The organism is Streptomyces ficellus (assembly GCF_030406405.1).
Lineage (GTDB): Bacteria > Actinomycetota > Actinomycetes > Streptomycetales > Streptomycetaceae > Streptomyces > Streptomyces ficellus_B.
On sequence record NZ_JAUEPL010000011.1, the window covers coordinates 18,445 to 45,412 of the forward strand.

Below are 26,968 nucleotides of genomic sequence, written 5' to 3' on the forward strand. Positions count from 1 at the left end.
GCGTCCTCGTCTGTGATCTGACACCATTCCCCGGGGGGCCGTTCGCCGGCGAACGGTGCTCGTACAAAGAGAGTTGCGACCAGGGGACGGATGGGACCGCGCAGTGCGGGGCTACGAACGCCAGGAGAGCCACCGGGCTGACGACCACCTTTCGCGGTTCGAAGCCGAGATGGACCGGCTGAAGACCGAGCGGGAGAAGGCCGTCCAGCACGCCGAGGACCTCGGTTACCAGGTCGAGGTGTTGCGCGCCAAGCTCCATGAGGCGCGCCGCACCATCGCCTCGCGTCCGGCGTACGACAGCGCCGACATCGGCTACCAGGCCGAGCAGTTGCTGCGGAACGCCCAGATCCAGGCCGACCAGATGCGCTCGGACGCCGAGCGCGAGCTGCGCGAGGCCCGGGCCCAGACGCAGCGGATACTGCAGGAGCACGCCGAGCACCAGGCGCGCCTCCAGGCGGAGTTGCACGCCGAGGCGGTGCAGCGCCGCCAGCGCCTGGACCAGGAGTTGTCCGAGCGCCGCCAGACGGTCGAGGCGCATGTCAACGAGAACGTGGCCTGGGCGGAGCAGCTGCGCGCCCGTACCGAGGCGCAGGCCCGCCGCCTGATGGACGAGTCCCGCGCCGAGGCCGAGCAGGCGCTCGCCGCCGCCCGCGCGGAGGCCACCCGGCTCGCCGAGGAGGCCCGCCAGCGGCTCCGCTCGGAGACCGAGACGGCCCGCGCGGAGGCCGAGGCGATCCTGCTGCGCGCCCGCAGGGACGCCGAGCGGCTGCTGAACGCCGCGTCGACCCAGGCCCAGGAGGCCACCAGCCACGCCGAGCAGCTGCGCAGCGCCACCACCGCCGAGTCGGAGCAGGCGCGCCAGCAGGCGACCGAGCTGAGCCGGGCCGCCGAGCAGCGGATGGCCGAGGCGGAGGAGCGGCTGCGCGAGGCCCGCGCGGAGGCCGACCGGGTCCTCGCGGAGGCCAAGGAGGCCGCCACCAAGCAGCTCGCCAGCGCCGAATCGGCCAACGAGCAGCGCACCCGTACGGCCAAGTCGGAGATCGCCCGGCTGGTCGCGGAGGCCACCAAGGAGTCCGAGGCGCTCAAGGCGGAGGCCGAGCAGGCGCTCGCCGACGCCCGCGCGGCGGCGGAGCAGCTGCTCGCCGAGGCCACGGAGAAGGCCCGTACGAAGGCGGCCGAGGATTCGGCGGCGCAGCTCGCCAAGGCCGCTCGTACGGCCGAGGAGGTCCTCAGCAAGGCGTCGGAGGACGCGCAGGAGACCACCCGCAAGGCGTCCGAGGAGGCCGAGCGGATCCGCCGCGAGGCGGAGGCGGAGGCCGACCGGCTGCGCGGCGAGGCGCACGACACGGCCGAGCAGCTCAAGGGCGCGGCGAAGGACGACACCAAGGAGTACCGCGCCAAGACCGTCGAGCTCCAGGAGGAGGCGCGCCGGCTGCGCGGCGAGGCGGAGCAGCTGCGGGCGGACGCGATCGCCGAGGGCGAGCGGATCCGTGGCGAGGCGCGGCGCGAGGCCGTCCAGCAGATCGAGGAGGCGGCCAAGACCGCCGAGGAGCTGCTGACCAAGGCGAAGGCGGACGCGGACGAGCTGCGCACGGGTGCGACGGCCGAGAGCGAGCGGGTCCGTACGGAGGCGATCGAGCGGGCGACCTCCCTGCGCAAGCAGGCCGAGGAGACCCTGGAGCGCACCCGCGCGGAGGCCGACCGGCTGCGCGCCGAGGCCGAGGAGCAGGCCGAGTCGGTGAAGGCCGCGGCCGAGCAGGCCGCCGCCGCGCTGCGCGAGGAGGCCGAGCGGGGCGTCGCGGCCCGGCAGGCGGAGGCGGCCGAGGAGCTGGCCCGGCTGCACACCGAGGCCGAGGCGCGGCTCGCCGCGGCCGAGCAGGCGCTCGCCGACGCGCGCGCGCAGAGCGAGCGGATCCGCCGCGAGGCCGCGGAGGAGGCCGAGCGGCTGCGCACGGAGGCCGCCGAGCGGCTGCGCACGCTCCAGGCGCAGGCCGAGCAGGAGGCGGAGCGGCTGCGTACCGAGGCCGCGTCGGACGCGTCGACCACGCGCGCGGAGGCGGAGAGCGCCGCGGTACGGCTCCGCTCGGAGGCCGCCGCCGAGGCGGAGCGCCTGAAGTCGGAGGCGCAGGAAGCGGCCGCCCGGATGCGGGCGGAGGCGCAGACGGCGGCCGAGCGGGTGACGGCGGAGGCCGCCGAGGAGCTGGCCGCCGCCCGCGAGGAGGCCAACCGTCGCCGCCGCGAGGCGGAGGAGACGCTGGGCTCCGCGCGCGCGGAGGCCGACCAGGAGCGGGAGCGGGCGCGCGAGCAGAGCGAGGAACTGCTGGCGTCGGCGCGCAAGCGGGTCGAGGAGGCGCAGACCGAGGCCCAGCGGCTGGTCGAGGAGGCGGACCGGCGGGCCACCGAGATGGTGTCGGCCGCCGAGCAGACCGCGCAGCAGGTGCGGGACGCGGTCGCGGGGCTGCACGAGCAGGCCGAGGAGGAGATCGCCGGGCTGCGGTCGGCCGCCGAGCATGTCGCGGAGCGCACCAGGACCGAGGCGCAGGAGGAGGCGGACCGGGTCCGTTCCGACGCGTACGCGGAGCGGGAGCGGGCCGCGGAGGACGCGGGCCGGGTGCGCGAGCGCGCCAAGGAGGAGGCGGACGCCGCCAAGGCGCTGGCCGAACGGACGGTGGCGGACGCCATCGCCGAGTCGGAGCGGCTGAAGGCGGACACCGCCGAGTACGCCCAGCGGATGCGGACGGAGGCGTCGGACTCGCTCGCCTCGGCGGAGCAGGACGCGGCGCGTACGCGGGCCGAGGCGCGGCAGGACGCCAACCGGATCCGTTCGGAGGCGGCGTCGCAGGCGGACCGGCTGGTCGGCGAGGCGACGAGCGAGGCCGAGCGGATGACGGCCGAGGCGGCCGAGCTGCTGGCCACCGCCGAGCAGGACGCCGCGCGGCTGCGCACCGAGGCCGAGCAGGTCAAGGCGGACGGTGAGGCACAGGCCGAGGCGCTGCGGGCGGCCGCCCGGGCGGACGGCGAGCAGGTCCTGGACGAGGCGCGGCAGGCGGCCGACAAGCGGCGCGCGGACGCGGCGGCGCAGGCGGACCAGCTGATCGGCGAGGCGACGAGCGAGGCCGAGCGGATCGGCTCCGAGACGGCCGAGCGGGTGGAGCGGCTGGTCGCGGAGGCGACGGCGGAGGCGGAGCGGCTGCGCACGGAGGCGGCGAGCGAGGCCGAGCGCGTGCGGGCCGAGGCGAACGCGGAGGCGGAGCGGCTGCGGGCCGAGGCCGCCGAGACGGTCGGCTCCGCGCAGCAGGCGGCGGAGCGCATCCGCGCGGAGGCGGAGCGGCTGCGTACGGAGACGGAGGCGGCCGCCGAGCGGCTGCGTACCGAGGCGCGGGCCGAGGCCGACCGTACCCTCGACGAGGCGCGGGAGGCGGCGGCCAAGCGGCGGGCGGACGCGGCCGAGCAGGCCGACCAGCTCATCGCGAAGGCGCGGGAGGAGGCGCTGCGGGCCACCGCCGAGGCGGAGTCGCAGGCCGACACGATGGTCGGCGCGGCCCGCAAGGAGGCCGAGCGGATCGTCGCCGAGGCGACCGTCGAGGGCAACACCCTGGTGGAGAAGGCCCGCACGGACGCCGACGAGCTGCTGGTGGGGGCGCGCAGTGACGCCAACGCCATAAGGGAGCGTACGGAGGAGCTTCGCCGGCGTACCGAGGCGGAGGTCGAGGAGCTCCACGAGCGGGCCCGCCAGGAGAGCGCCGAGCAGATGAAGACGGCGGGCGAGCGCGTCGACAAGCTGGTGAAGGCCGCGACCGAGCAGCGGGCGGAGGCCGAGGCCAAGGCCAAGGAGCTGCTGGCCGAGGCGAACTCGGAGGCGAGCAAGGTCCGTATCTCGGCGGTGAAGAAGGCGGAGGGGCTGCTCAAGGAGGCCGAGCAGAAGAAGGCCGCGCTGTCCCGCGAGGCGGAGAAGATCAAGGCGGACGCCGAGCGCGAGGCCGAGCAGATGATCTCCGAGGGCAAGCGCGAACTGGAGGTGCTGGTGCGCCGCCGCGAGGACATTCAGGCCGAAATCTCCCGTGTCCAGGACGTGCTGGAGGCGTTGGAATCTTTCGAAGCGCCCACGGGGGGTACCAAGGACGGCGGAGTCAAGGCGGGCGCGGCGGCAGGGGTTACCCGTTCCAGTGGCAAGTCAACCGAGGGCTAAGCCACTCAAAAGGCTGGACATTCTCCAGTTTGAACGGGCATCCGCTCGAAGACACGCCGCATTGACCCCTAGGATTCCCCCTAACACCTCAGCCGGTCTCATTCGACAGGAACCCCATGAGCGACACTTCCTCCCCCTTCGGCTTCGAGCTCGTGCGGCGTGGGTACGACCGCGGTCAGGTGGACGACCGCATTACCAAACTCGTCGCCGACCGAGACAGTGCTCTGGCCCGAATCACCTCTCTGGAAAAGCGCATCGAGGAGCTCCACCTCGAGACGCAGAACGCCCAGGCCCAGGTCAGCGACGCCGAGCCGTCGTACGCCGGCCTCGGCGCCCGCGTCGAGAAGATCCTCCGCCTCGCCGAGGAGGAGGCGAAGGACCTGCGTGAGGAGGCCCGTCGCGCCGCCGAGCAGCACCGTGAGCTCGCCGAGTCGGCGGCCCAGCAGGTGCGCAACGACGCCGAGTCGTTCGCGGCGGAGCGCAAGGCGAAGGCCGAGGACGAGGGCGTCCGGATCGTCGAGAAGGCCCAGAGCGAGGCCAACTCGCTGCGCGCCGAAGCGCAGAAGGACGCGCAGTCCAAGCGTGAGGAGGCGGACGCGCTCTTCGAGGAGACCCGCGCGAAGGCCGCTCAGGCGGCGGCCGACTTCGAGACGAACCTCGCCAAGCGGCGCGAGCAGTCCGAGCGCGACCTGGCCTCGCGTCAGGCCAAGGCCGAGAAGCGCCTCGCCGAGATCGAGCACCGGGCGGAGCAGCTGCGCCTGGAGGCGGAGAAGCTGCGTACGGACGCGGAGCGCCGGGCCCGCCAGACGGTGGAGACCGCGCAGCGCCAGGCCGAGGACATCGTGGCCGACGCGAACGCCAAGGCGGATCGTATCCGCAGCGAATCGGAGCGGGAGCTGGCGGCGCTGACGAACCGTCGCGACTCCATCAACGCCCAGCTGACCAACGTCCGCGAGATGCTGGCCACCCTGACCGGCGCGGCGGTGGCCGCGGCCGGCTCCCCGGCCGACGACGAGCCGACCACCCGCGGCGTCCCGGCGCAGCAGACGCGCTGAACCACTCCGCGGCGGAAGAACAGCCCCCCGTCATTCCGGTGGCGGGGGGCTTTGTGGGCCCGTAGCGTGGACGGGTGATCGAGCTTGAGGGTCTAACGAAACGTTTCGGTACGAAGACGGCGGTCGACCATCTCTCCTTCCAGGTCCGCCCGGGTCAGGTGACGGGCTTCCTCGGGCCCAACGGGGCGGGCAAGTCGACGACCATGCGGATGGTCCTCGGTCTGGACCATCCGACCAGTGGGACGGCCCGCATCGACGGCAAGCACTACGGGGAACTGGACGAGCCGCTCACATACATCGGCGCGCTGCTGGAGGCCGGCGGGCTGCACGGGGGGCGCAGCGCGTACAACAACCTGCTGTGCCTGGCGCAGTCCAATCGCATTCCCGAGCGGCGGGTCGCTGAAGTTCTCGATCTTGTCGGGTTGTCCGCCGTGGCCAGGAAGAAACCGAAGGGTTTCTCGATGGGGATGGGCCAGCGCCTGGGAATCGCCGCCGCGCTGCTGGGTGATCCGCAGATCTTGATGTTCGACGAACCCGTCAATGGTCTGGACCCCGAGGGAATTCACTGGATCCGCAATCTGATGAAGGCCCTTGCCGCGGAGGGCCGGACGATCTTCGTATCCAGCCATCTGATGAGTGAAATGGCCCTGACCGCCGACCACTTGATCGTCATCGGACGGGGGAAGCTTCTCGCGGACACCTCGATGGCGGATTTCATTCACCAGAACTCCCGCAGTTATGTACGGGTGCGTTCACCGCAGCCGGAGCAGCTGCGCGACGCCCTGCACAGCAGCGGCATGACGGTGGCCGAGGAGGGGAACGGCACGCTGGAGATCGACGGGGCTACGACCGAGGAGGTCGGCGAACTGGCGGGCCGGCACGGGATCGTGCTGCACGAGCTGAGCGCCCAACGCGCCTCCCTGGAGGAGGCGTTCATGCGGATGACGGCGGCGGCGGTCGAGTACCACGCCCATGACGCGAACGCCCCTCAGTGGGCCCCGAAGGGGGTGTGACGATGGCATCGGTGCCCGCGGTCCTCCGGTCGGAGTGGACCAAGATCCGTACGGTCTCCTCAACGGTCTGGACCCTCACGAGCGCCCTGGTGGTCACCGTCGCACTGGGCGCGGCGCTGAGCGCGCTGGTGAGGGCGACGTTCGAGGACATGCCGCCGATCGAGCAGGCGACGTTCGACCCGACCGTGGTCAGCTTCTCCGGCATGCTGCTGGGCCAGCTGGCGATGGTGGTGTTCGGGGTGCTGGTGGTGGGCACCGAGTACAGCACCGGCATGATCCGCACGTCACTCGCGGCCGTCCCCCGGCGGGGCACGTTCCTCTTCAGCAAGATCTTCGTCGCGGGCGTGCTGGCGCTCGTCGTCGGCCTGGCGACCAGCTTCCTGTCCTTCTTCCTCGGCCAGGCCCTGCTGGGCGAGCACCGCACGAGCATCGGCGAGGACAACGTCCTGCGCGCGGTGATCGGCGGCGGCCTCTACATGGGTCTGATGGCGGTGTTCTCGATGGGCGTGGCGGCGATGCTGCGCTCGACGGTGCTGTCGCTCGGCATCCTGGTGCCGTTCTTCTTCCTGATCTCCCAGATCCTCTCGGCCGTGCCGAAGGCCAAGGAGGTGGCGGAGTTCTTCCCCGACCAGGCGGGCTCCACGATCATGCAGGTCGTCCCCGGCGCCATGGGCAGCGACCCGCCACCGTACGGCCCCTGGGGCGGCATGGGCATCATGCTCCTCTGGGTCACGGCAGCCCTGCTCGGCGGCTACACGGTCCTGAAGAAGCGCGACGCCTGAGGCACGCGGGTCCTTTTTTACGGCTTGGCCGGAACCGTCAAGGGGTCGATACGCTCTTACCTCTTACGGGGGCCATGGTGATCGCGCCGGGGCCCGACGCGAATGACCTGTCGATGGGGCTGGAGAGAATGATCGAGGCAGTCGGCCTGACGAAGCGCTATGGCGCCAAGACGGCCGTGTACAACCTGTCCTTCCAGGTGAGGCCGGGTACCGTGACCGGCTTCCTGGGGCCCAACGGTTCCGGCAAGTCGACCACGATGCGCATGATCCTCGGGCTGGACCGGCCCACGTCGGGGCATGTGACGATCGGCGGCCACCCCTTCCGGCGGCTGCCGAACGCGCCCCGGCAGGTGGGGGCGCTGCTGGACGCCAAGGCGGTGCACGGGGGACGCAGCGCGCGGAACCATCTGCTGTCGCTGGCCCAGCTCGCCGGCATCCCGGCGCGGCGGGTCGACGAGGTGCTCGGGGTCGTCGGGCTCCAGGACGTGGCGCGGAAGCGGTCCAGCGGGTTCTCGCTGGGCATGGGCCAGCGGCTCGGTATCGCGGCCGCGCTGCTCGGCGATCCGCAGGTGCTCCTCTTCGACGAGCCCGTCAACGGCCTGGACCCGGAGGGCATCCTCTGGGTGCGCAACCTGATGAAGGCCCTGGCCGCCGAGGGGCGTACGGTCTTCGTCTCCTCGCACCTGATGAGCGAGATGGCCCTGACCGCCGAGCACCTGATCGTGATCGGCCGCGGTCAGCTGCTGGCCGACATGAGCGTCAAGGACTTCATCTCGGCCAACTCCGCCGACTTCGCGCGGGTGCGCGCGCCGCAGACCGAGCCGCAGCAGCGGGAGAAACTGATGGTGGCGCTCGCCGAGGCCGGCGGGCAGGTCATGTCCGAGCCGGACGGCGCGCTGCGCGTGACCGGTCTCCCGCTGCCGCGCATCAGCGACCTGGCGCACGACGCGGGCGTACGGCTGTGGGAGCTGTCCCCGCACCAGGCTTCGCTGGAGGAGGCGTACATGCGGCTGACGCAGGGCGCCGTGGACTACCGCTCGACCGACGACCAGCGGGCCGGGCTGATGCAGCAGCCGCCCATGGGGTACGCGCCGCCGCCGGTGGTCATCCCGGAGGTGCCGCAGCAGGGCTGGTACGCCCCGCCGCCGCCCGGACACAACCCCTACGCGGCAGGCCCGGGCACCCAGCCGGCCGGGCCCCCGGCGGCCCCCGCCCCCGCCCCCGCCCCCGCAGACCTGAGCAAGAGCGAGGACGCCCGATGACCACCGCCCCCTACCAGCAGGGCCCACAGCCCCAGTACCAGCAGTACACCTCGCCCATTCCGGCCCGCCGCGCCCACCTCGGCGACGCGCTCGCCTCCGAGTGGACCAAAATCCGGTCCGTGCGGTCCACGATGTGGACGCTCGGCGTCATGATCGTGCTGATGGTCGGCATCGGCCTGCTCGCCGCCGTGGCGGTCTCCGCCTCCGACGCCGACATGCAGGGCGAGTCGGTCCTGGTACTCGGGTTCTACGGCGTGCTGCTCGGCTCGATCTGCGTGGTCACCCTCGGCGTACTGACCATCGCCTCCGAGCACGGCACCGGCATGATCCGTACGACGCTGACGGCCTGCCCCAGCCGTGGCCGGGTCCTCCTCGCCAAGTCCATCGTCTTCTTCCTGCTCACCTTCACCGTCACCACGGTCACCGCCGCGCTCGTCGCCGTCCTCCAGGCCGGCTTGGTCGGCTCCGGCACCACGACGGGTGAGGAGTGGCTGCGCGCCACGGTCGGCGTCGGTCTGTTCATCGCCGTGCTCGGGCTGCTGGCCCTGGCCGTGGGCGCGCTGATCCGGCACTCCGCGGGCGCGATCACGGTGATGATCGGGCTCATGCTGCTGCCGCTGGTGGCGGCCATGTTCATGTTCTCGGAGTCGCTGGTCGACGTACGGCAGGTGCTGCTCGACTACTCGATCCCGAGCCTGCTCGTCGCCTTCTACAGCGACGCCGGGATCACCGACACCGGTCCGGAGGGCTGGACCTCCCTGGGAATCCTGACGGGCGTGACCGCCGTCGCGCTGGCCGGCGCGTTCTACGCGCTGGACAGGCGGGATGTGTAGCACATCACCGGGAGTACGATGATCTGCTCCACCCCACACCCGTACGAGAGTCGAGGACATCCCTACCGATGCACGCCCGTCGGCTGCCCACATGGGCCTGGGTCACCGGTCTGACGGCGGGGGCTCTGGCGACCGTGGCCACTCTGGCCGTCCAGGCCGGTCACGCCGCCCCGGACGGTGGCAGGGGCGCTGCCGCCGGGCCACGCCCCTCCGTGTCACCGTCGTCGCCGTCGCCCGCGGCCGGCCGTTCGGCGGCGGCGCCCGAGGCGGCCGCGGTACCCGCGCGTTCCGGAGAGGGCAGGCGCATCGTCTACTCGCTCGGACAGCGGCGGGTGTGGCTGGTCGGGGAGGACAACGGCGTGCGCCGCTCCTTCACCGTCTGGCCGGGCTCCGTGGCTCCGGCCAAGGGGACGCACCTGGTGTCCTTCCGGCGCGCGGCCGGTACGGGCTCGGACGGCGTGGGCGTCGAGAACGTCGTCTACTTCGCCGTCACCTCGGGTGTGTCCGTGGCGTTCTCCAACGCCGTCGACGGCTCCTCGCCCGCGCCGGTGCCCGGGCTGCGGACCGGCGGCATCCGCATGAGCGCCGCGGACGGCGACGCGGTGTGGGGCTTCGGCACCCAGGGCACGACCGTGTCGGTGGTCGACTGAGGCCTTCGTCAACTCAGTAACGAGGCGCGCTACGGGGCCGCTGCACCCGCGAGGTGCGGCGGTCCTTGGCGTTCCAGCACGCCTTGTGCCAGTGGCGCCGGTCGTCCACGCCCCCGTACTGGGACCAGGCCACCACATGCGGCACCGCCGAGGGGATCTCCTGGTCGCAGCCGGGGCAGCGGTACCGCTTGCCCGCGGCGCTCGCGCCCGCCACATGGCGGACGGACCACTCCTCGCCCTGCCAGAGCTCGGTGCGCTGGAAGCCTCCGTACCGGTCGCCCGGCTCGCCTGCGTACTCGTTCGGCTTCTCGCCGCCACGGGGGCGGTTGCGGCGCGGTGACACGGAACACCTCACTGGGGGCAGGCGGCGAATTTTTCCGGTCCAGCCTACGGGCAGCGACTGTGGGTACTCGCACGGTCGGGAACGGTTACCGGAAAATCGCAACAACTTGCCGCTCGGCCGTTGCCTTTGGCACGTGTCAGACGTTGTTGCCGGTGAGGGGAGCCGCGTCGGCCGGTCAAAGAGAGGCAGAAGGCGATGCGTGTGGGAACTTTTGTACTGGCGGCCCAGTTTCCCGGCCAGGGCCAGGGGGAGACGCTGCACCGCGCGGTGCGGTCGGCGGAGGTGGCCGAGGAGGCGGGGCTGGACTCGGTCTGGCTGGCCGAGCACCACTTCGTACCGTACGGCGTGTGCCCCTCGGCCGTGACGCTCGCCGCGCTGTTGCTCGGCCGGACGCGTCGCATCCGGGTGGGCACGGCCGTGAGCGTGCTGCCGACCGCCCATCCCGTCGCGCTCGCCGAGCAGACGGCGCTGCTGCACCTCACCTCCGGCGGGCGGTTCACCCTCGGTGTGGGGCGGGGCGGGCCGTGGGTGGACCTGGAGGTGTTCGGCTCCGGCCTGGCGGCGTACGAGAAGGGCTTCCCCGAAGCGCTGGACCTGCTGCTGCGCTGGCTGCGTGAGCCGCGCGTCTCGGCGGACGGCCCGCGCTACCGGTTTCGCGAGGTCGCCGTCGTACCGAGGCCCGGTGAGCTCATCGACGGCGATCCGGTGCCCGAGACGATCGTCGCCTGCACCTCCCCGTCGAGCGTGCGGACGGCGGCCGAGCGGGGGCTGCCGATGCTGCTCGGGATGCACTGCGGTGACGAGGAGAAGGCCGGCATGGTGGCGCTGTGGCGCCGGGAGGCGCTCGCCGCCGGCCACACACCGGACGCGGTCGAACGGGCGGCGGCCCGCCATGTGTCGGCGGGCGTGGCGCAGATCGCGGACCGTACGGAGGACGCGGTGGAGACCCTGGTGAAGGCCATGCCGGGCTGGCTGAAGCAGGGCCTGGACGCCCATGTCACGGTCGACGGCCGGCAGCGGGCGATGCGTGACCCGGTCGCGTACACCGAGCTGCTGTGCCGGCTTCATCCGGTCGGCACGGCCCGGGTGGCGGCCGACCGGCTCGCGGCGACCTCGGAGCGGACCGGGATCACGCGCTTCGCCCTGCTCGTCGAGGGATCCGGCGATGTCGCGGCCACGGAGGAGAATGTGCGGCGGCTGGGGACGGATGTCGTTCCCCTGCTGGAATGACGACCAACATGCTGCCGCCCCGGCACCAGTCGCATCTCCCGCGATGCGGAGCGGCAGCACAGGGCATCAGCAGTCGCGCATCTGCGGCGACTGGTTCAACAGCTGGGCTCGTACGGAGGTGAAGCGGGCCAGCCGCTCGTCGACCGAGGAGTCCAGCGGGAACACCGCGACGCGGTGGCAGTTCTGGAACGCCAGACGGACGCCGAAGTGCCGCTGGAGCGCACCCCGGATCGCATCACTGGCCAGCGCGCGCAGCAGCTGCCCGCGCGCCTGCTCGTCCGGCGGGGGCGTCTGGTTGTCGGCGAAAGCGCCACCGTCCACCTTCAGCTGGGCCACCAGTGAGCTGATCATCTCCCATGCGTAGGGCAGGGAGGTCCGGACGCAGTCGACGAAGTCGGCTTCGTCGACCTCGCCTCGCTCGGCCTGTTCCAACAGCGCCGGTGAGACGTCGAGCGACATGGGTTCTCCTCTCGCGACCCCGGACGACCGGGGTCTTACGGGCAGGGAAGGAGGACGCCCCCGGTGACACGCTGCGTGTACGAGCGACAACCTCCCGCTTCCACGGTAAGCGCGCTGTCCGGACCGCACCAGGAGATTGGGTGCACAACCGGCCACGGGAGAACGGGAGTTTAGGACCGAATCGCGCGGAAGCGCGTGCGTCGAGTAGCGTTGCCGACCATGCGTCTCGTCATCGCCCGCTGCTCCGTGGACTACGCGGGCCGGCTCACCGCCCACCTGCCCTCCGCCCCCCGTCTGATCCTGGTCAAGGCAGACGGCAGCGTGTCCATCCACGCAGACGACAGGGCGTACAAACCGCTCAATTGGATGTCCCCGCCGTGCACCCTCAAGGAGGGTGATGACAGCGTCTGGACGGTCGTGAACAAAGCGGGCGAGAAACTGATCATCACGATGCAGGAAATCCTCCACGACTCGTCCCATGAGCTCGGTGTCGACCCCGGTCTCATCAAGGACGGCGTGGAAGCGCACCTCCAGGAGCTGCTCGCCGACCGGATCGAGACACTGGGCGACGGGTACACCCTGATCCGCCGCGAGTACCCGACCGCCATCGGTCCGGTGGACATCCTGTGCCGCGACTCGGACGGGGCGACCGTGGCCGTGGAGATCAAGCGGCGCGGCGAGATCGACGGTGTGGAACAGCTCACCCGGTACCTGGAGCTGCTGAACCGCGACCCCCATCTGGCGCCGGTGAAGGGCATCTTCGCCGCCCAGGAGATCAAGCCACAGGCACGGGTGCTCGCGACGGACCGCGGGATCGGGTGCGTGGTGCTGGACTACAACGCGCTGCGGGGCATCGAGGACGACAAGCTGCGGCTGTTCTGACTCTCGGACACGCGTGTACGGCCCCGGGGGCGCAAACCCCGGGGCCGTACGCGTGTGTCAGGCGGCCGTACCGCTGGGAGTGGGGCCGGTGCCGGTGGCGGACGCGCTCTGGCTGGGTGCCTCGCCACCGGTGGTGGTGGTGCCGTCGCTGGTGGTGCCGCCGCTCGTCGTATCACCCGAGGTGGAGCCGCCGGAGCCGTCGCCCGAGGTGGAGCCGGTGGTCGTCTCACCCGACGTCGATCCGCCGGTCGACGTCTCGCCCGACGTGGAGCCGGTGGTCGTCTCCCCCGAGGTGGAGCCGGTCGTCGTCTCGCCCGAGGTGGAACCGCTGGTCGCGTCGCCCGACGTGGACCCGTCCGACGTGGACCCGCCGGTCGTGCCGCCCGTCGTCGTGCCGCCCGACGTGGGCCCGCTGCTGGTGGGGCTGCCCGAGGTGGGGCCGCTGGTGGTCGGGGAGCCGCCGCCGGACGAGGACGAGCCGCCCGGCGGGGTCGAGCGGGTGCCCGCCGAGCCGGTCGTGCCCGGGTGGGCGGAGGAACCGGGTGCGGCCGGGGTGCCGGGGCCACCCTTGCCGTCCTTGTCGCCATCATCGGGGGAGGGCGTGGCGCCCTGGTCCGGCGCCTGCGTACCCAGACCACCGTCGCCGAAGCCCTCATCGGGCGACCGGTCGGTCGTGACCCGGTCCCTGCCGTCCTTGCCCTCGTCACCGCCCGAGGTCGCGCCCAGGGTCACCACCGTGCCGAGGACGGCCGCGAGGACCGCGCCCGCGCCCGCGGCGACCAGGTTGCGCCGTGCACCGGTCAGGACCGTGCGCCGCGCCAGGGGCTTGACCGCGGGGGTGGGCCTGGCGTCCTGGCGGGGGGTGAACGTTTCCGTCCGGGCGCCGGCGCCCGGCACACCCGGCACACCCGGCACACCCGGCACACCCGGCACACCGGGCACGCCCGACCGGGCCGGCGGAACCACGACGGCCGGTACGCCCCCGGGCGGGGACGCCGGCTCCCCGTACCGCGCCGGGGCCGCCTCCTTGCCGGCCGCCTCCTCGCCGGCCGTCGCCCCCGCGGCCGGCAGCGGCCCGCGCTCGCGGTCCGCGACCAGCGCGAGGGCACGGCGGCCGGCGACGGTGCCGCGCTTGTCAGCGAGCGCGCCGCGCATGGCGATGGACGCCTCCAGTTCGGCGCGGGCCCTGTCGAGGTTGCCCGCGCACAGGGCAAGGACGCCCAACTCGTGGTGGAAGTAGGCCTCTTCGGCCACCTCCCCCGCGTTCCTGGCCGCCTCCGCCCCGCTGCGCAGCACCCGCTCCCAGGCGCCCCAGTGCAGCCCGGCCGCGAACGCGGGCCCCGCGCTGCGGGCCAGCACCACCGCCGCCTCGGCGTACCCCTCGCCCGATTCGGACACCCCCGAGGAGCCCGACGTGCCCGGGGTGCCGGACGTGCCCGAGACCAGCGCCGTCATCGTCGCCAGCACCGCGTCGGCTTCGGCGACCGCCCGCTGGGGTGTGACGGATGGGTGTCCGACCCACCAGGCGTAGTGCTGGGCGGCCGTGTGCGCGCGGTCGGCCGCGCCCTCTCCGTACCCCTCCGCCACCAGCTGCGCCATCACCCCGGCGGCCAGACGGTAGCGCGTACCGACCGGGGTGAGCAGGCCGCAGCGCAGCAGCTCGCCGACCGCGGCGTCCGCGTGCGTGTCGCCCACCATCGCGGGCAGGTGCGCCTGGTTCGGGACCTCGCCGCCGAGCGCCACGGCGAAGCGCAGGGTCTCGCGGGCCGACTCGGAGAGCCGGGAGGCGAGCAGCGGGGCGGGCGCCGCGCCCTCGCCGAGCGTCGGCAGCGGTACGTCGCGGCCTTCGCCGAAGACGCTGCCCTCCTCCTCGTCCCCGTCCCCGCCCGAGGGCGCGCCGCGCAGGTGGTCGCGCTGGCGCAGCAGGGCGCCGGCCTGGACGAAGCGCAGCGGCAGGCCCTCGGACTCGAACCACAGGTCGCCGGCCCAGTTGGCCTCCTCGTCGGTGAGCGGCCGGTCCACGGCGCGCTCCAGCAGCTCCAGCGTGGAGTTGCGGCCGAGCCCGGTGAGGAAGACCTCTTCGAGGGGGGAGTCGGCCGAGGGCGCGGCGACGTCGGGCGTGGCGGCGAGCAGGAACGCGCACTCCGGGGTGGCGTCCAGGAGCTCGTCGAGTGCGGCGCCGCCGAACTCCAGGTCGTCGAGGATGACAACGGCGCCGATGTCGTGGACGGCGTCCAGCAGCCCGGCGCGGTCGGGGCGGTGCGCGGGCGCGCGGTGGACGGTGGCGAACAGCTCGTACAGCAGCTCCGTGGGGGTGCGGTGGTGGCCGGAGAGCCGGACGACGCCATCGGGCGCCAGGTCGGCGCAGTCGCCGGCGACCGCGTCGAGCAGTGCGGTGCGGCCGGAGCCGGCGGGTCCGGTGAGCCGTACGGAGCGGCCGCGGCCGAGCAGCCGTACCAGTCGCTCGCGTTCCTCCCCGCGTTCGAGCAGGGGCAGCCGCGGGGCGGCGGGGCCTGGCGGTACGGGCGGGGTGGCGGCGCGGGCGAGTTCGGCGCGCTCGTCGGGGGTGTGGCGGCCGGGTGGTTCGGGCTGCCTGCCGGGCGGGCAGGGTTCGATCTCGCTGCCGTCTATCGGGTTGATGGTGAGCAGGAGGTCGCCCGACACGAGCTGGGCGGTGCGGGCCGGGCCCGGCGGTGCGCCACCCTGCCCGTGGGCGGGCGTCAGGTCGTCGCGCGAGGTGCGCGCACGGCCGTCGCCGTCGCCGCCGTCCTTGTCGTGGCCGTGATCGTCCGCTGTCCGGTTCATCGGGTCCATGGTCCAAGCTCCCAAAAGCGTGGTGCGCCGAAAACCCTCCCGGCCTTTCCGCACGCCCGCTGCCGCTTCTGGTCCGGTGCCCGCCGGTGGGTCCGATATTCGGCGGGCGACCGAACCCTAGACCTTCGCCCAGTATCAATGAAGAGTCGGGGTGCCACGGCGCCCAAGACGTCATGGTCTTGTGAGGATTGGGCGCCTGGGGCGATTTACCCGGCCCGTACCCTCCGTCAGACCCGGGGCAACGTTTCGGCGGCGAGACCGCCTTCGATGGCGAGGATGCGGTGCAGCCGGGTGGCCACCAGCAGGCGCTGCATCTGGGGCGGCACGCCCCGCAGCACCAGTCGGCGGCCGCAGCGGCCGGCCCGCCGGTGGGCGCCCATGATGACTCCGAGGCCGGTGGCGTCCCAGGAGTCGAGACCGGTCAGGTCGAGTACCAGGTCGCCGGCTCCGTCATCGACGGCCGAGTGCAGAACCGTGCGGGCGTCCGCCGCGCTGCGGACGTCGAGGCGGCCCCCGACGACCAGCTCGGCGTGGTCGCCCCTGATGTGCATATGTGCTCCCCGAGAGTGCTTTGTCGTCACTTCTTTCTATGCAACAACTGACTGCCGTACTGGCAGGGCAGTTGCGCCTTGTAAGCGAACCGATACCGAATTCACCCTGAGGGGTGATGGCGTGGTGGTCGAAACGGCTCGCTGACGCTCCGGCACGGCTTAGTAGGTGTAGAAGCCCTGCCCGCTCTTACGGCCGATGTCACCGGCGTCCACCATGCGGCGCATCAGCTCCGGCGGCGCGAATTTCTCGTCCTGGGACTCGGTGTAGATGTTGCTGGTGGCGTGCAGCAGGATGTCCACGCCCGTGAGGTCCGCGGTCGCCAGCGGGCCCATCGCGTGGCCGAAGCCGAGCTTGCAGGCGATGTCGATGTCCTCGGCCGAGGCGACGCCCGATTCGTACAGCTTCGCCGCTTCGACCACGAGGGCGGAGATGAGGCGGGTGGTGACGAAGCCGGCGACGTCGCGGTTGACGACGATGCAGGTCTTGCCGACGGACTCGGCGAACTCCCGGGCGGTGGCGAGGGTTTCGTCGCTCGTCTTGTAGCCCCGGACCAGCTCGCACAGCTGCATCATCGGTACGGGCGAGAAGAAGTGGGTGCCGACGACGCGCTCCGGGCGCTCGGTCACGGCCGCGATCTTGGTGATCGGGATGGCGGAGGTGTTGGAGGCGAGGACGGCGTCGTCGCGTACGAGCTTGTCGAGCGTACGGAAGATCTCGTGCTTGACGTCCAGCTTCTCGAAGACGGCCTCCACGACGATGTCAGCGTCGGCGGCCGCGTCGAGGTCGGTGGTCGTGGTGATACGGGCCAAGGCGGCCTCGGCGTCGGCGGCTTCGAGCTTGCCCTTGGCGACGAACTTGTCGTACGACGCCTTGATGCCGTCCGTGCCGCGGGTCAGCGCCGCGTCGGTGACGTCACGCAGCACGACCTCCCAGCCCGCCTGGGCCGAGACCTGCGCGATTCCGGAGCCCATGAGTCCGGCCCCGATGACGGCGAGCTTCCTGGCCACGATCCACCCCTTAACACCCGTTTACTTTTCGGCTCTTCGGCGGAGGTTAGCGGGCCGGGGCGACCGTGTGGCGCCGAAGAGATGCGCGTCACGTCTCAGATGACGGACATCACACCGATACGGGCTGTCAGGTGAGCCTCATGGGTGACATACCGCATAGGTGAGCGCCTTGTCGCCGGGGGTTCTCCCCTCTCTCCGGGGAAGGCGAGGGCCTCCCGGGACACCTCGGCGGCGGCCGGGGCCGCCCTTCATTAGGCTGGCCGCATGGTCAATCTGACGCGCATCTACACCCGGACCGGCGACAAGGGCACGACGGCGCTCGGCGACATGAGCCGGACCGCCAAGACCGACCTGCGGATCGCGGCGTACGCCGACGCCAACGAGGCCAACGCGGTCATCGGCACCGCGATCGCGCTGGGCAGGCTCGACGCGGCGGTCGTGAAGGTCCTCGTCCGCGTCCAGAACGACCTGTTCGACGTGGGCGCGGACCTGTCGACTCCGGTGGTCGAGAACCCGAAGTACCCGCCGCTGCGGGTGGAGCAGTCCTACATCGACAAGCTGGAGGCGGACTGCGACCGGTTCCTGGAGGACCTGGAGAAGCTGCGCTCCTTCATCCTCCCGGGCGGCACCCCCGGCGCGGCGCTGCTGCACCAGGCGTGCACGGTCGTCCGCCGGGCCGAGCGCTCCACATGGGCGGCGCTGGAGGTCCACGGCGAGACGATGAACGCTCTGACGGCGACCTACCTCAACCGCCTGTCCGACCTGCTGTTCATCCTGGCCAGGGTCGCGAACAAGGAGGTCGGCGACGTGCTCTGGGTCCCGGGCGGGGAGCGCTGATTACTGCGGGACGCATCGGCGGTCAAAGCCGCCGTCAGCGCCCCGCGCGGGCCGGATCGGGGTCCTTGGTGGGGTCCCTGGGGTCCATGGGTTCGGTGGGTTCCGGAGCTTTCTTCGGCCAGATCGCGTAGCTGAGTGCGATCAGGCCGTGGATGCCGGCCGCGCGCCAGGCCACGTACATCCAGCTCTGGAGTGACCCGGTGCGGTTCGTATCGCCCACGTACAGCATCGCGAGCCACAGCAGGGCCGTGGCGACGGCCGCCGCGACGAGCGTGCCGAGCCAGATGCGGCCCTCGTGGCGGGCACGGGCCATGCCGTAGCGGGGCGGGGCGGGCGGCGGAGGGCCGCCGGCGAGGCGGTGGGCGGCGTGGCCGTCGAGCCACCGCACGGTGCGGTGGCCGTGGCCCACGGTGTAGCCGATGTAGAGCGCCGCGAGGCCGTGCTTCCAGCTCGGGTCGGCGCCGTTCTTCAGGTCCATGGCCGTGGCGACCAGGAGCACGACCTCCAGCAGCGGTTCGCACAGCAGCAGCGCCGCGCCCGTGCGGGGCATCTTCAGCAGGTAGCGGGTGGCCAGTCCGGCCGCCAGCAGTACCCAGAAGCCGACTTCACAGATCACGATGAGCGCGACGATCACGACACCTCTCCCTCCGACACCCCTCCAGACTCCCGGGCGCGGGGCGCCGTTTCGTCGTCGCCGGTGACGAATCACCACTGCATCCTTCGATGTAGTCGGCGCTCCGACCGCGCGAGGAGGTCCGCGCGGGCCGGGCCGTGTTGGATGGACCGGTGAGACTTCCCCGTACGCATCGCGACGACGTGCTGATCGCCGCCGCCGGGCTGGCCTGCGGGCTGCTGCTGTGGTCGCTCGGGCTGTACACGCAGGGGCCGGGCACCGAACTGCCCGCCGGTCCGGTGGTCGTGGCGCCGCTCGCGGTGATGACCGCGCTGGCGGTGGTGCGCCGGACGATGCCGCGTACGGCGCTGCTCGCCGGGACGGTGGCGGTCGTCGCCGACCAGTTCACCCGCGGCAACCTGATCACGGTCGTGATGTTCGCCGACCTCGTGTACGCGGCCGTGGTGTACGGACCTCCCGCCTCCGCCCGCCGGATTCCGGTCACCACCGGGCTGATCACGATCGCGGTGACGCTCGGCTTCCTGGCCTGGTACCGGGAGCCGGAGGCGCTGCTGATCGGCGTGGTGACCGGGCTGATCACGTTCTTCCCGGCGATCACCGGCGCGGTCGTCCGCAACCACCGTGAGGCCGCCGACGCGGCCCGGCTGCGGGCCGGGCAGACCGCGCTGCTGGCCGAGATGGACCGCCGCAACGCGGTGATCGCCGAGCGGTCCCGCATGGCCCGCGAGCTGCACGACCTGGTGGCGGGCCACCTCTCCGCGATCGCCATCCACTCCACCGCCGCGCTGTCGCTGGACGACCCGAAGACGTCCCGGTACGCGCTGGGCGTCATCCGCGAGAACAGCGTGCAGGGCCTGGCCGAGATGCGCCGGCTGATCGGCCTGCTGCGCGACACCAGCGGCCATGACGAGCCGGCCGCCGCCCCGACGCTCGACGGCCTGGAGCCCCTGGTGCGCCAGGCCGGGCTGAACGGCTCCGCCGGCGGCCTGACGTTCCGGCTGGTCGACGACCGCGCGCCGGACACCCGGCTTCCCGCGCCCGTGGAGCTCGCGGCGTACCGCATCGTGCAGGAGTCGCTGACGAACGCGCTCAAGCACGCGGACGCCGGTGAGGTGACCGTCCGCCTGGAGTCGGCCGATCACGCCCTGACCGTCCAGGTGACCAGCCCCTTCGGCGCCCGGCCGGGCCCGCGCGCGCCGGGGTCGGGCGCCGGTCTGGTGGGGATGCGGGAGCGGGTGGCCCTGCTGGGCGGCGAGTTCGAGGCGGGGCCGGACGGCGGCGGGACGGACGGCGGCGGGCCGGACGGCGGCGGGGCGGACGGGCACAGGATGTGGCGGGTACGGGCGGTGCTGCCCGTCGCGGAGGACGACAAGGAGCCGTCGGCATGACACGGGTACGGGTACTCGTCGCCGAGGACCAGGGCGCGGTGCGAGCCGGGCTGGTCCTCATCCTGGGCAGCGCCCCGGGCATCGAGGTCGTCGGGGAGGCCCGGGACGGCGAGGAGGCGGTGCGCCTGGCGCGCGAGCTGCGGCCCGACGTCGTCCTGATGGACGTTCAGATGCCGCGGCTGGACGGCGTCTCGGCGACCCGCCAGGTGGTGGGCGAGGGCATCGCCGACGTCCTCGTACTGACGACGTTCGATCTGGACGAGTACGTCTTCGGGGCGCTGCGCGCCGGGGCCGCCGGGTTCCTGCTGAAGAACACGGAGGCGAAGGACCTGATCGAGGCGGTGCGGACGGTGGCGCGCGGGGAGGGCCTGATCGCCCCGGCGGTGACGCGCCGGCTGATCGCCGAGTTCGCGACCCCGACACGGCGGGTACGGGCGGAGAACGCGCCCGATCGGTCCGTGCTCGACGCTCTGACGCGGCGTGAGCGCGAGGTGCTGTCCTGCCTGGGCGAGGGGCTGTCCAACGCCGAGATCGCGGTACGTCTGGACATGGCCGAGGCGACGGTGAAGACCCATGTGAGCCGGCTGCTGGGGAAGCTGGAGCTGCGCAGCAGGGTGCAAGCGGCGGTGCTCGCGCAGGAGTTGGACGTCTGACCAACTCCCACTCCTATGGTCTGGACCTATTGACGATTGGTCCAGACCTTCCTACGCTCACGGCGCGCACCTTTCACGGACCCCCACCTTGTCCGTCCGCACCTTGAGGAGCACCGTTGAGCACTCAAGCACTACCGCGCAGAACGAGATTCCGGGCCAGGGTCACGGCCGGACTCACCGCCCTGCTGCTCCCGCTGGCCGCCATGGTCGGCCTCGCCTCCCCCGCCCAAGCCGCCACCTCGGCGACCGCCACGTACACCAAGGTCTCCGACTGGGGCTCGGGGTTCGAGGGCAAGTGGACGGTGAAGAACACCGGCACCACCTCCCTCAGCTCATGGACCGTCGAATGGGACTTCCCCTCCGGTACGTCGGTCACCTCCGCCTGGGACGCCACCGTCACGGGCAGCGGCACCCACTGGACCGCCAAGAACGTCGGCTGGAACGGCACCCTCGTCCCCGGCGCCTCCGTCTCCTTCGGGTTCAACGGCACCGGCACCGGCTCCCCCTCCGGCTGCAAGGTCAACGGCGGCTCCTGCGACGGCGGGCCCAGCGTCCCCGGTGACACCCCGCCCTCCGCGCCCGGCACCCCGGCCGCGTCCGCCATCACCGACACCTCGGTGAAGCTGACCTGGACCGCGGCCACCGACGACAAGGGCGTCAAGAACTACGACGTGCTGCGCGACGGCGCCAGGGTCGCCACGGTGACCGGCCTGACGTACACCAACACCGGCCTGACCCCGGGCACCGACTACTCCTACACCGTCCAGGCCCGGGACACCGCCGACCAGACCGGCCCGGTCAGCGGCGCCCGCGCCGTGCGCACCACCGGCGGTGGCACGGACCCGGGCCCCGGCCCCGCCCCCGGCTCCAAGATCAACCTGGGCTACTTCACCAACTGGGGCGTCTACGGCCGCAACTACCACGTCAAGAACCTGGTGACGTCCGGCTCCGCGCAGAAGATCACACACATCAACTACGCCTTCGGCAACGTCCAGAACGGCAAGTGCACCATCGGTGACGCCTTCGCCGACTACGACAAGGCCTACACCGCCGACCAGTCCGTCGACGGCAAGGCCGACACCTGGGACCAGCCGCTGCGCGGCAACTTCAACCAGCTGCGCAAGCTCAAGGCCCAGTTCCCGCACATCAAGGTGCTGTGGTCGTTCGGCGGCTGGACCTGGTCCGGCGGCTTCCCCGAGGCGGTCAAGAACCCGGCCGCCTTCGCCAAGTCCTGCTACGACCTGGTGGAGGACCCGCGCTGGGCCGACGTCTTCGACGGCATCGACCTGGACTGGGAGTACCCCAACGCCTGCGGCCTGTCCTGCGACACCAGCGGCCCGGCCGCGTTCACCACCATGATGCAGGCCATGCGCGCCACGTTCGGTACGAACAACCTCGTCACCGCCGCCGTCACGGCCGACGCCTCCGCCGGCGGCAAGATCGACGCGGCCGACTACGGCGGCGCGTCGAAGTACGTCGACTGGTACAACGTCATGACGTACGACTTCTTCGGCGCCTGGGCGGCCAAGGGCCCCACGGCCCCGCACTCCCCGCTCACCTCCTACCCGGGCATACCCCAGGCGGGCTTCAACTCCGCCGAGGCGATCGCCAAGTTCAAGGCCAAGGGCGTGCCGTCCGCCAAGCTCCTGCTCGGCATCGGCTTCTACGGCCGCGGCTGGACCGGCGTGACCCAGAAGGAGCCGGGCGGTACGGCCACGGGGCCGGCGCAGGGCACGTACGAGCAGGGCATCGAGGACTACAAGGTCCTCAAGACCTCCTGCCCCGCCAACGGCACGGTCGCCGGCACGGCGTACGCGCACTGCGGCACCAACTGGTGGAGCTACGACACCCCGGCCACCGTCACGTCCAAGATGGGCTGGGCGAAGAACCAGGGCCTGGGCGGCGCGTTCTTCTGGGAGTTCAGCGGTGACACCGCCAACGGTGAGCTGGTCGGCGCGATCAGCAGCGGTCTGAAGTGACCGTGACGGCGGGGGCGGTGCGCAGGGTGCCGTCCCCGTCGTACCGTGCCGTATGGCACACCACACGGCACTCGTCGCCCAGGACCGCGACCGCTGCCCGGTAGCCGTTCCCGACGTCCACATCATGGAGCCGCACCGCACGGTGCGGCTCCGCCCGTTTCCGCCACTCCAGCAGCGCGGCCGGCGCTCCGGGCGCGCTCACCGTCAGCAGCGCGGGCTCCACCATCAGCCCGTCCCCGGTCGCCTTGAGCACCGCTTCCTTGCGCGCCCAGTAGCGTGTGAAGCCCAGCGCCCGCCGGCCGGCCGGCAGCCGCTCCAGCTCGGCCCGCTCCACCGCCGCCAGCACGGTCTGCGGAAGGTCGGGCTGCCGGGCGGTCTCCTCGATGTCCACGCCGACCGGCCCGGCCAGCGACAGCGCGACCGCCACCCGGTCCCCCGAGTGCGACAGCGAGAACTCCAGGGATGAGTCCGCGAGCCCCGGCTTGCCGTGCGGCTCCGGCCGGTCACAGTGCCGGCAGACCTGGGTGAAGACCACCTCGCGCGGGCCGGTACCCAGCTGCGCCGCCACCAGCTGCCGCACCAGCGCGTGCGCCGTCAGATACAGCGCGCGATCCCGGTCCCGTACGAAAGCGTCATGGCGTGCCCGCTCACGCGCGTCGAGCAACTCCAGCAGCGACGGTACGCGGACGGCGTCGGCGATCCAGACATGGCACTCCCCCGCCCGCACCCGCGGTATCCCCCGGCTCACGCCACACCGCCCCTCCCCCAGGGCTTCGCCCGGGGACATCCCGTCCAGCGAAAGGCCCATTCTCAGGCCACATCGCCCCTCCCCAGAGCTTCGCCGTGGGGAGAGACGCCTGTTCCTCAGGCCACATTGACTCGCTGGCCAGGAGGCGCCGCCTCCAGCCAGGCGAGGAAGCCGGTGAGCGCGTCCTCGCTCATCGCCAGCTCCACATGGCGCCCATGGTGCAGACAGCCCAGCACCACCGAGTCGGACAGCAGCGCCAGCTCCTCCTCGCCCTCGGGCATCCGGCGGGCCAGCACCTCGATGCCCGAACGCTCCAGGATGCGGCGCGGGCGCGGCGCGTACGAGAAGACGCGGAACCAGGCGATCCGGTCGCCGCTGTAGCGGGCGACCCCGTACACCCAGCCCTTGCCCGAGACATCGCCCTTCTCCGGCACGTTCCAGCGCAGGCTGCAGTCGAAGGTGCCGCCCGAGCGCTGGATCAGCCGCCGGCGCAGTCCGAACACGAAGAGCCCGACCACCACCAGGGCGACGACCACGGCGCTCACAAGCAGAGCGAGGAACATCTCCACCGACCTCCTCGCATCGTCCCGTAACGAAATACAACCTGCACCTGCATCGACCTCAGCCGCGGCCCGGTCCGGATGATTCCGGACCGTGCCGCGGCTGAGGGCACAACTGTCGGCGCGGGCGCTCAGGCCCCGCACGGTCGATCGTGCCGGGCTCGCGTGCCGTGGCACGCGCGTCCTGATCGACCGGACAGGATCTAGCGCACCGCTACCGCACGCAACCGGACTTCGGCGCGCCGCTCGGCGGCGGCGTCCGACTCGGCCTTCGCGCGCTCCAGCGCACGCTCCGCGCGCTGGGGGTCGATCTCGTCCGCCAGCTCGGCGATCTCCGCCAGCAGCGACAGCTTGTTGTCGGCGAACGAGATGAAACCGCCGTGCACGGCGGCCACGACGGTTCCGCCCTCACTCGTACGGATGGTCACCGGGCCCGACTCCAGCACACCCAGCAGCGGCTGGTGGCCGGGCATGACGCCGATGTCGCCGGACGTGGTGCGCGCGATGACCAGGGTGGCCTCGCCGGACCAGACACTCCGGTCCGCGGCGACCAGCTCGACGTGCAGCTCAGCGGCCAAGGGTGGCTCCTCGGGTCACCACCCGGCGGTCGTGCCGGGTGTTGGGTCATAAGTCTAGTAGGGCGCCGGACGCCGAAACGCCGGACCCCCGGGTGAAGCAGGGGGCGTACGAAGGGGGGCGGGACGCACCCGCCCCCCTTCACGAGTCACGGGACTCAGGAGACGCCGAGCTCCTTGGCGTTCTTCTTGAGGTCCTCAAGACCACCGCACATGAAGAAGGCCTGCTCGGGGAAGTGGTCGTACTCACCGTCGCAGATCGCGTTGAACGCGGCGATCGACTCGTCGAGCGGCACGTCCGAACCGTCCACGCCGGTGAACTGCTTGGCGGCGTGGGTGTTCTGGGACAGGAAGCGCTCCACGCGACGGGCACGGTGGACAACGAGCTTGTCCTCCTCGCCCAGCTCGTCGATACCGAGAATCGCGATGATGTCCTGGAGGTCCTTGTACTTCTGCAGGATTCCCTTGACGCGGGTGGCCGCCTCGTAGTGCTCCTGCGTGATGTAGCGCGGGTCCAGGATCCGGGACGTGGAGTCCAGCGGGTCCACGGCCGGGTAGATGCCCTTCTCGGAGATCGGACGGGACAGCACCGTCGTCGCGTCGAGGTGGGCGAAGGTGGTGGCCGGGGCCGGGTCGGTCAGGTCGTCCGCGGGGACGTAGATCGCCTGCATCGAGGTGATCGAGTGACCACGCGTCGAGGTGATGCGCTCCTGCAGCTGACCCATCTCGTCGGCCAGGTTCGGCTGGTAACCCACCGCGGACGGCATACGGCCGAGCAGGGTGGACACCTCGGAGCCGGCCTGGGTGAACCGGAAGATGTTGTCGATGAAGAAGAGCACGTCCTGCTTCTGCACATCGCGGAAGTACTCCGCCATGGTCAGACCGGCCAGGGCGACGCGCAGACGGGTGCCCGGGGGCTCGTCCATCTGGCCGAAGACCAGGGCGGTCTTGTCCAGAACGCCGGACTCCTCCATCTCCGCGATGAGGTCGTTGCCCTCACGGGTGCGCTCGCCGACGCCCGCGAAGACGGAGACGCCCTCGTGGAGGTTGGCGACACGCATGATCATTTCCTGGATCAGCACGGTCTTGCCGACACCGGCACCACCGAACAGACCGATCTTTCCACCCTTGACGTACGGGGTGAGAAGGTCGACGACCTTCAGGCCGGTCTCGAACATCTCGGTCTTGGACTCGAGCTGGTCGAAGGCGGGGGCCTTGCGGTGGATCGGCCAGCGCTCACCGACGTTGGCGTTCTCCTCGGGCAGGTTCAGTACCTCACCGAGGGTGTTGAACACCTTGCCCTTGGTGAAGTCACCGACCGGCACGCTGATGCCGTTGCCCGTGTCGGTCACCGGGGCCTGGCGGACCAGGCCGTCGGTGGGCTGCATCGAGATCGTGCGGACCAGGCCGTCACCCAGGTGCTGGGCGACCTCGAGGGTCAGCGTCTTCTTCTTGCCGTCCTGGGCCGGGTCGGCCACCTCGACGTGCAGCGCGTTGTAGATCTCCGGCATCGCGTCGACGGGGAACTCCACGTCGACGACCGGGCCGATCACCCGGGCGACGCGGCCCGTGGCAACGGCCGTCTCAACAGTGGTCGTCATTACTTGTCACTCCCCGCGGTCGCGTCGGCCAGCGCACTGGCTCCACCGACGATCTCGCTGATTTCCTGGGTGATTTCGGCCTGGCGGGCCGCGTTGGCAAGCCGGGAGAGGCTGTTGATCAGGTCTCCGGCATTGTCGGTCGCCGACTTCATCGCGCGGCGGCGGGCAGCGTGCTCGGAAGCGGCGGCCTGCAGCAGCGCGTTGTAGACCCGGCTCTCGACGTACCGCGGCAGCAGGGCGTCGAGGACGTCCTCGGCCGACGGCTCGAAGTCGAACAGCGGAAGGATCTCGCCCTTCGTACCGGACTCCGCCGCGGCCTCATCGAGGCTGAGCGGAAGCATCCGGTTGGCGACGGGCGTCTGCGTCATCATCGACACGAACTCGGTGAAGACGATGTGCAGCTCGTCCACCCCGCCCTGGGCCGTCTCCGTGGTGACGGCCTCGATGAGCGGTGCGGAGACCCGCTTGGCGTCCGCGTAGCTCGGGCTGTCGGTGAAGCCGGTCCACGACTCCGCGACCTTGCGCTCGCGGAAGCCGTAGTAGGCCACACCCTTGCGGCCGACGATGTACGTGTCGACCTCCTTGCCCTCGCCGCGCAGCCGGTCGGCGAGCTGGTCCGCGGCCTTGATGGCGTTGGACGAGTAACCGCCGGCCAGACCACGGTCGCTCGTGATGAGCAGCACCGCGGCCCGCGTCGGGTTGTCCGTCTCGGTGGTCAGCGGGTGGTTGGTGTTCGACCCGGTGGCCACCGCGGTGACCGCGCGGGTGAGCTCGGTCGCGTACGGCGTGGAGGCCGCCACCTTGCGCTGCGCCTTGACGATGCGCGAGGCGGCGATCATCTCCATCGCCTTGGTGATCTTCTTGGTCGCCGTGACGGATTTGATGCGACGCTTGTAGACCCGGAGCTGCGCTCCCATGAGTC

Annotated in this window: 24 protein-coding genes; 13 read left to right on the plus strand and 11 right to left on the minus strand. The window is 71.8% G+C overall.

Translation table 11 applies throughout. The features are described 5' to 3' along the window. Positions 1 to 103: 103 nt before the first annotated feature. From scy to QWM81_RS10460, 7 genes are all read left to right on the plus strand, one after another. The gene (gene scy / locus QWM81_RS10430; RefSeq protein WP_290111507.1) at positions 104 to 4,189 is read left to right on the plus strand and encodes a polarized growth protein Scy; all 4,086 of its coding nucleotides are present in this window, start codon (positions 104 to 106) and stop codon (positions 4,187 to 4,189) included. Between the two features lie 116 nt (positions 4,190 to 4,305). After that, on the plus strand, positions 4,306 to 5,244 hold the full coding sequence (locus QWM81_RS10435; protein WP_290111508.1) for a coiled-coil domain-containing protein: 939 nt from the start codon (positions 4,306 to 4,308) through the stop codon (positions 5,242 to 5,244). A 74-nt stretch (positions 5,245 to 5,318) separates the two neighbouring features. Continuing rightward, the gene (locus QWM81_RS10440; RefSeq protein ID WP_290111509.1) at positions 5,319 to 6,257 is read left to right on the plus strand and encodes an ABC transporter ATP-binding protein; all 939 of its coding nucleotides are present in this window, start codon (positions 5,319 to 5,321) and stop codon (positions 6,255 to 6,257) included. A 2-nt stretch (positions 6,258 to 6,259) separates the two neighbouring features. Further along, complete coding sequence (locus QWM81_RS10445) at positions 6,260 to 7,039, plus strand: ABC transporter permease (protein WP_290111510.1); 780 nt, start codon at positions 6,260 to 6,262, stop codon at positions 7,037 to 7,039. Positions 7,040 to 7,167: 128 nt separating this feature from the next. After that, complete coding sequence (locus tag QWM81_RS10450) at positions 7,168 to 8,301, plus strand: ABC transporter ATP-binding protein (RefSeq protein WP_290111603.1); 1,134 nt, start codon at positions 7,168 to 7,170, stop codon at positions 8,299 to 8,301. Next, entirely contained in the window at positions 8,298 to 9,134 is an 837-nt protein-coding gene (locus tag QWM81_RS10455; RefSeq protein ID WP_290111511.1) for an ABC transporter permease, read from the plus strand. The genes QWM81_RS10450 and QWM81_RS10455 overlap by 4 nt, the downstream gene beginning before the upstream one ends. A 68-nt stretch (positions 9,135 to 9,202) precedes the next feature. Then, complete coding sequence (locus QWM81_RS10460) at positions 9,203 to 9,784, plus strand: hypothetical protein (RefSeq protein ID WP_290111512.1); 582 nt, start codon at positions 9,203 to 9,205, stop codon at positions 9,782 to 9,784. A gap of 13 nt (positions 9,785 to 9,797) precedes the next feature. Here QWM81_RS10460 and QWM81_RS10465 read toward each other — a convergent pair whose 3' ends face one another. Further along, complete coding sequence (locus QWM81_RS10465) at positions 9,798 to 10,127, minus strand: Rv1322 family protein (protein ID WP_290111513.1); 330 nt, start codon at positions 10,125 to 10,127, stop codon at positions 9,798 to 9,800. 195 nt (positions 10,128 to 10,322) lie between these two features. Between QWM81_RS10465 and QWM81_RS10470 the strand changes: the two genes are divergently transcribed. Beyond that, on the plus strand, positions 10,323 to 11,357 hold the full coding sequence (locus tag QWM81_RS10470; RefSeq protein WP_290111514.1) for an LLM class flavin-dependent oxidoreductase: 1,035 nt from the start codon (positions 10,323 to 10,325) through the stop codon (positions 11,355 to 11,357). A gap of 66 nt (positions 11,358 to 11,423) precedes the next feature. Here QWM81_RS10470 and QWM81_RS10475 read toward each other — a convergent pair whose 3' ends face one another. Next, positions 11,424 to 11,816 carry an SCO5389 family protein gene (locus QWM81_RS10475; protein WP_290111515.1) on the minus strand — a complete coding sequence of 131 codons (393 nt, stop codon included), beginning with the start codon at positions 11,814 to 11,816 and terminating at the stop codon, positions 11,424 to 11,426. 219 nt (positions 11,817 to 12,035) lie between these two features. On the opposite strand from QWM81_RS10475, the gene nucS reads away from it, so the two are divergent. After that, on the plus strand, positions 12,036 to 12,698 hold the full coding sequence (gene nucS / locus QWM81_RS10480; protein WP_290111516.1) for an endonuclease NucS: 663 nt from the start codon (positions 12,036 to 12,038) through the stop codon (positions 12,696 to 12,698). 57 nt (positions 12,699 to 12,755) lie between these two features. On the opposite strand, the gene QWM81_RS10485 is transcribed toward nucS, so the two are convergent. From QWM81_RS10485 to QWM81_RS10495, 3 genes are all read right to left on the minus strand, one after another. After that, positions 12,756 to 15,512: an ATP-binding protein gene (locus QWM81_RS10485; protein WP_290111517.1), complete on the minus strand. Its 2,757-nt coding sequence runs from the start codon at positions 15,510 to 15,512 to the stop codon at positions 12,756 to 12,758. A gap of 227 nt (positions 15,513 to 15,739) precedes the next feature. Then, on the minus strand, positions 15,740 to 16,063 hold the full coding sequence (locus tag QWM81_RS10490) for an STAS domain-containing protein (RefSeq protein ID WP_290111518.1): 324 nt from the start codon (positions 16,061 to 16,063) through the stop codon (positions 15,740 to 15,742). Positions 16,064 to 16,222: 159 nt separating this feature from the next. Continuing rightward, positions 16,223 to 17,071, minus strand: a complete 849-nt coding sequence (locus QWM81_RS10495; protein WP_290111519.1) for a 3-hydroxyacyl-CoA dehydrogenase family protein — start codon at positions 17,069 to 17,071, stop codon at positions 16,223 to 16,225. A 264-nt stretch (positions 17,072 to 17,335) separates the two neighbouring features. Here QWM81_RS10495 and QWM81_RS10500 point away from each other — a divergent pair, with 264 nt between their 5' ends. Continuing rightward, the gene (locus tag QWM81_RS10500; protein ID WP_290111520.1) at positions 17,336 to 17,908 is read left to right on the plus strand and encodes a cob(I)yrinic acid a,c-diamide adenosyltransferase; all 573 of its coding nucleotides are present in this window, start codon (positions 17,336 to 17,338) and stop codon (positions 17,906 to 17,908) included. A 34-nt stretch (positions 17,909 to 17,942) separates the two neighbouring features. On the opposite strand, the gene QWM81_RS10505 is transcribed toward QWM81_RS10500, so the two are convergent. Next, the gene (locus QWM81_RS10505) at positions 17,943 to 18,542 is read right to left on the minus strand and encodes a hypothetical protein (RefSeq protein WP_290111521.1); all 600 of its coding nucleotides are present in this window, start codon (positions 18,540 to 18,542) and stop codon (positions 17,943 to 17,945) included. Between the two features lie 152 nt (positions 18,543 to 18,694). On the opposite strand from QWM81_RS10505, the gene QWM81_RS10510 reads away from it, so the two are divergent. The 3 genes from QWM81_RS10510 to QWM81_RS10520 all read left to right on the plus strand — a co-directional run bounded on the left by QWM81_RS10510 (position 18,695) and on the right by QWM81_RS10520 (position 22,562). Continuing rightward, positions 18,695 to 19,930, plus strand: a complete 1,236-nt coding sequence (locus QWM81_RS10510) for a sensor histidine kinase (RefSeq protein ID WP_290111522.1) — start codon at positions 18,695 to 18,697, stop codon at positions 19,928 to 19,930. Beyond that, positions 19,927 to 20,583, plus strand: a complete 657-nt coding sequence (locus QWM81_RS10515) for a response regulator (protein ID WP_290111523.1) — start codon at positions 19,927 to 19,929, stop codon at positions 20,581 to 20,583. The genes QWM81_RS10510 and QWM81_RS10515 overlap by 4 nt, the downstream gene beginning before the upstream one ends. Before the next feature lie 116 nt (positions 20,584 to 20,699). After that, a complete protein-coding gene (locus QWM81_RS10520; protein ID WP_493660867.1) occupies positions 20,700 to 22,562 on the plus strand; it encodes a glycosyl hydrolase family 18 protein in 1,863 nt (620 codons plus the stop codon). On the opposite strand, the gene QWM81_RS10525 is transcribed toward QWM81_RS10520, so the two are convergent. The 5 genes from QWM81_RS10525 to QWM81_RS10545 all read right to left on the minus strand — a co-directional run bounded on the left by QWM81_RS10525 (position 22,543) and on the right by QWM81_RS10545 (position 26,963). Beyond that, positions 22,543 to 23,310, minus strand: a complete 768-nt coding sequence (locus tag QWM81_RS10525) for a 4'-phosphopantetheinyl transferase family protein (protein ID WP_290111524.1) — start codon at positions 23,308 to 23,310, stop codon at positions 22,543 to 22,545. The genes QWM81_RS10520 and QWM81_RS10525 overlap by 20 nt on opposite strands. 116 nt (positions 23,311 to 23,426) lie before the next feature. Continuing rightward, on the minus strand, positions 23,427 to 23,873 hold the full coding sequence (locus tag QWM81_RS10530) for a DUF2550 domain-containing protein (protein WP_290111525.1): 447 nt from the start codon (positions 23,871 to 23,873) through the stop codon (positions 23,427 to 23,429). 200 nt (positions 23,874 to 24,073) lie between these two features. After that, positions 24,074 to 24,448: a F0F1 ATP synthase subunit epsilon gene (locus QWM81_RS10535; RefSeq protein WP_290111526.1), complete on the minus strand. Its 375-nt coding sequence runs from the start codon at positions 24,446 to 24,448 to the stop codon at positions 24,074 to 24,076. Positions 24,449 to 24,603: 155 nt separating this feature from the next. Then, the gene (atpD, locus tag QWM81_RS10540; protein WP_290111527.1) at positions 24,604 to 26,046 is read right to left on the minus strand and encodes a F0F1 ATP synthase subunit beta; all 1,443 of its coding nucleotides are present in this window, start codon (positions 26,044 to 26,046) and stop codon (positions 24,604 to 24,606) included. Further along, the gene (locus tag QWM81_RS10545; RefSeq protein ID WP_290111528.1) at positions 26,046 to 26,963 is read right to left on the minus strand and encodes a F0F1 ATP synthase subunit gamma; all 918 of its coding nucleotides are present in this window, start codon (positions 26,961 to 26,963) and stop codon (positions 26,046 to 26,048) included. Before QWM81_RS10545 ends, atpD begins: the two co-directional genes overlap by 1 nt. Positions 26,964 to 26,968: the final 5 nt, after the last annotated feature.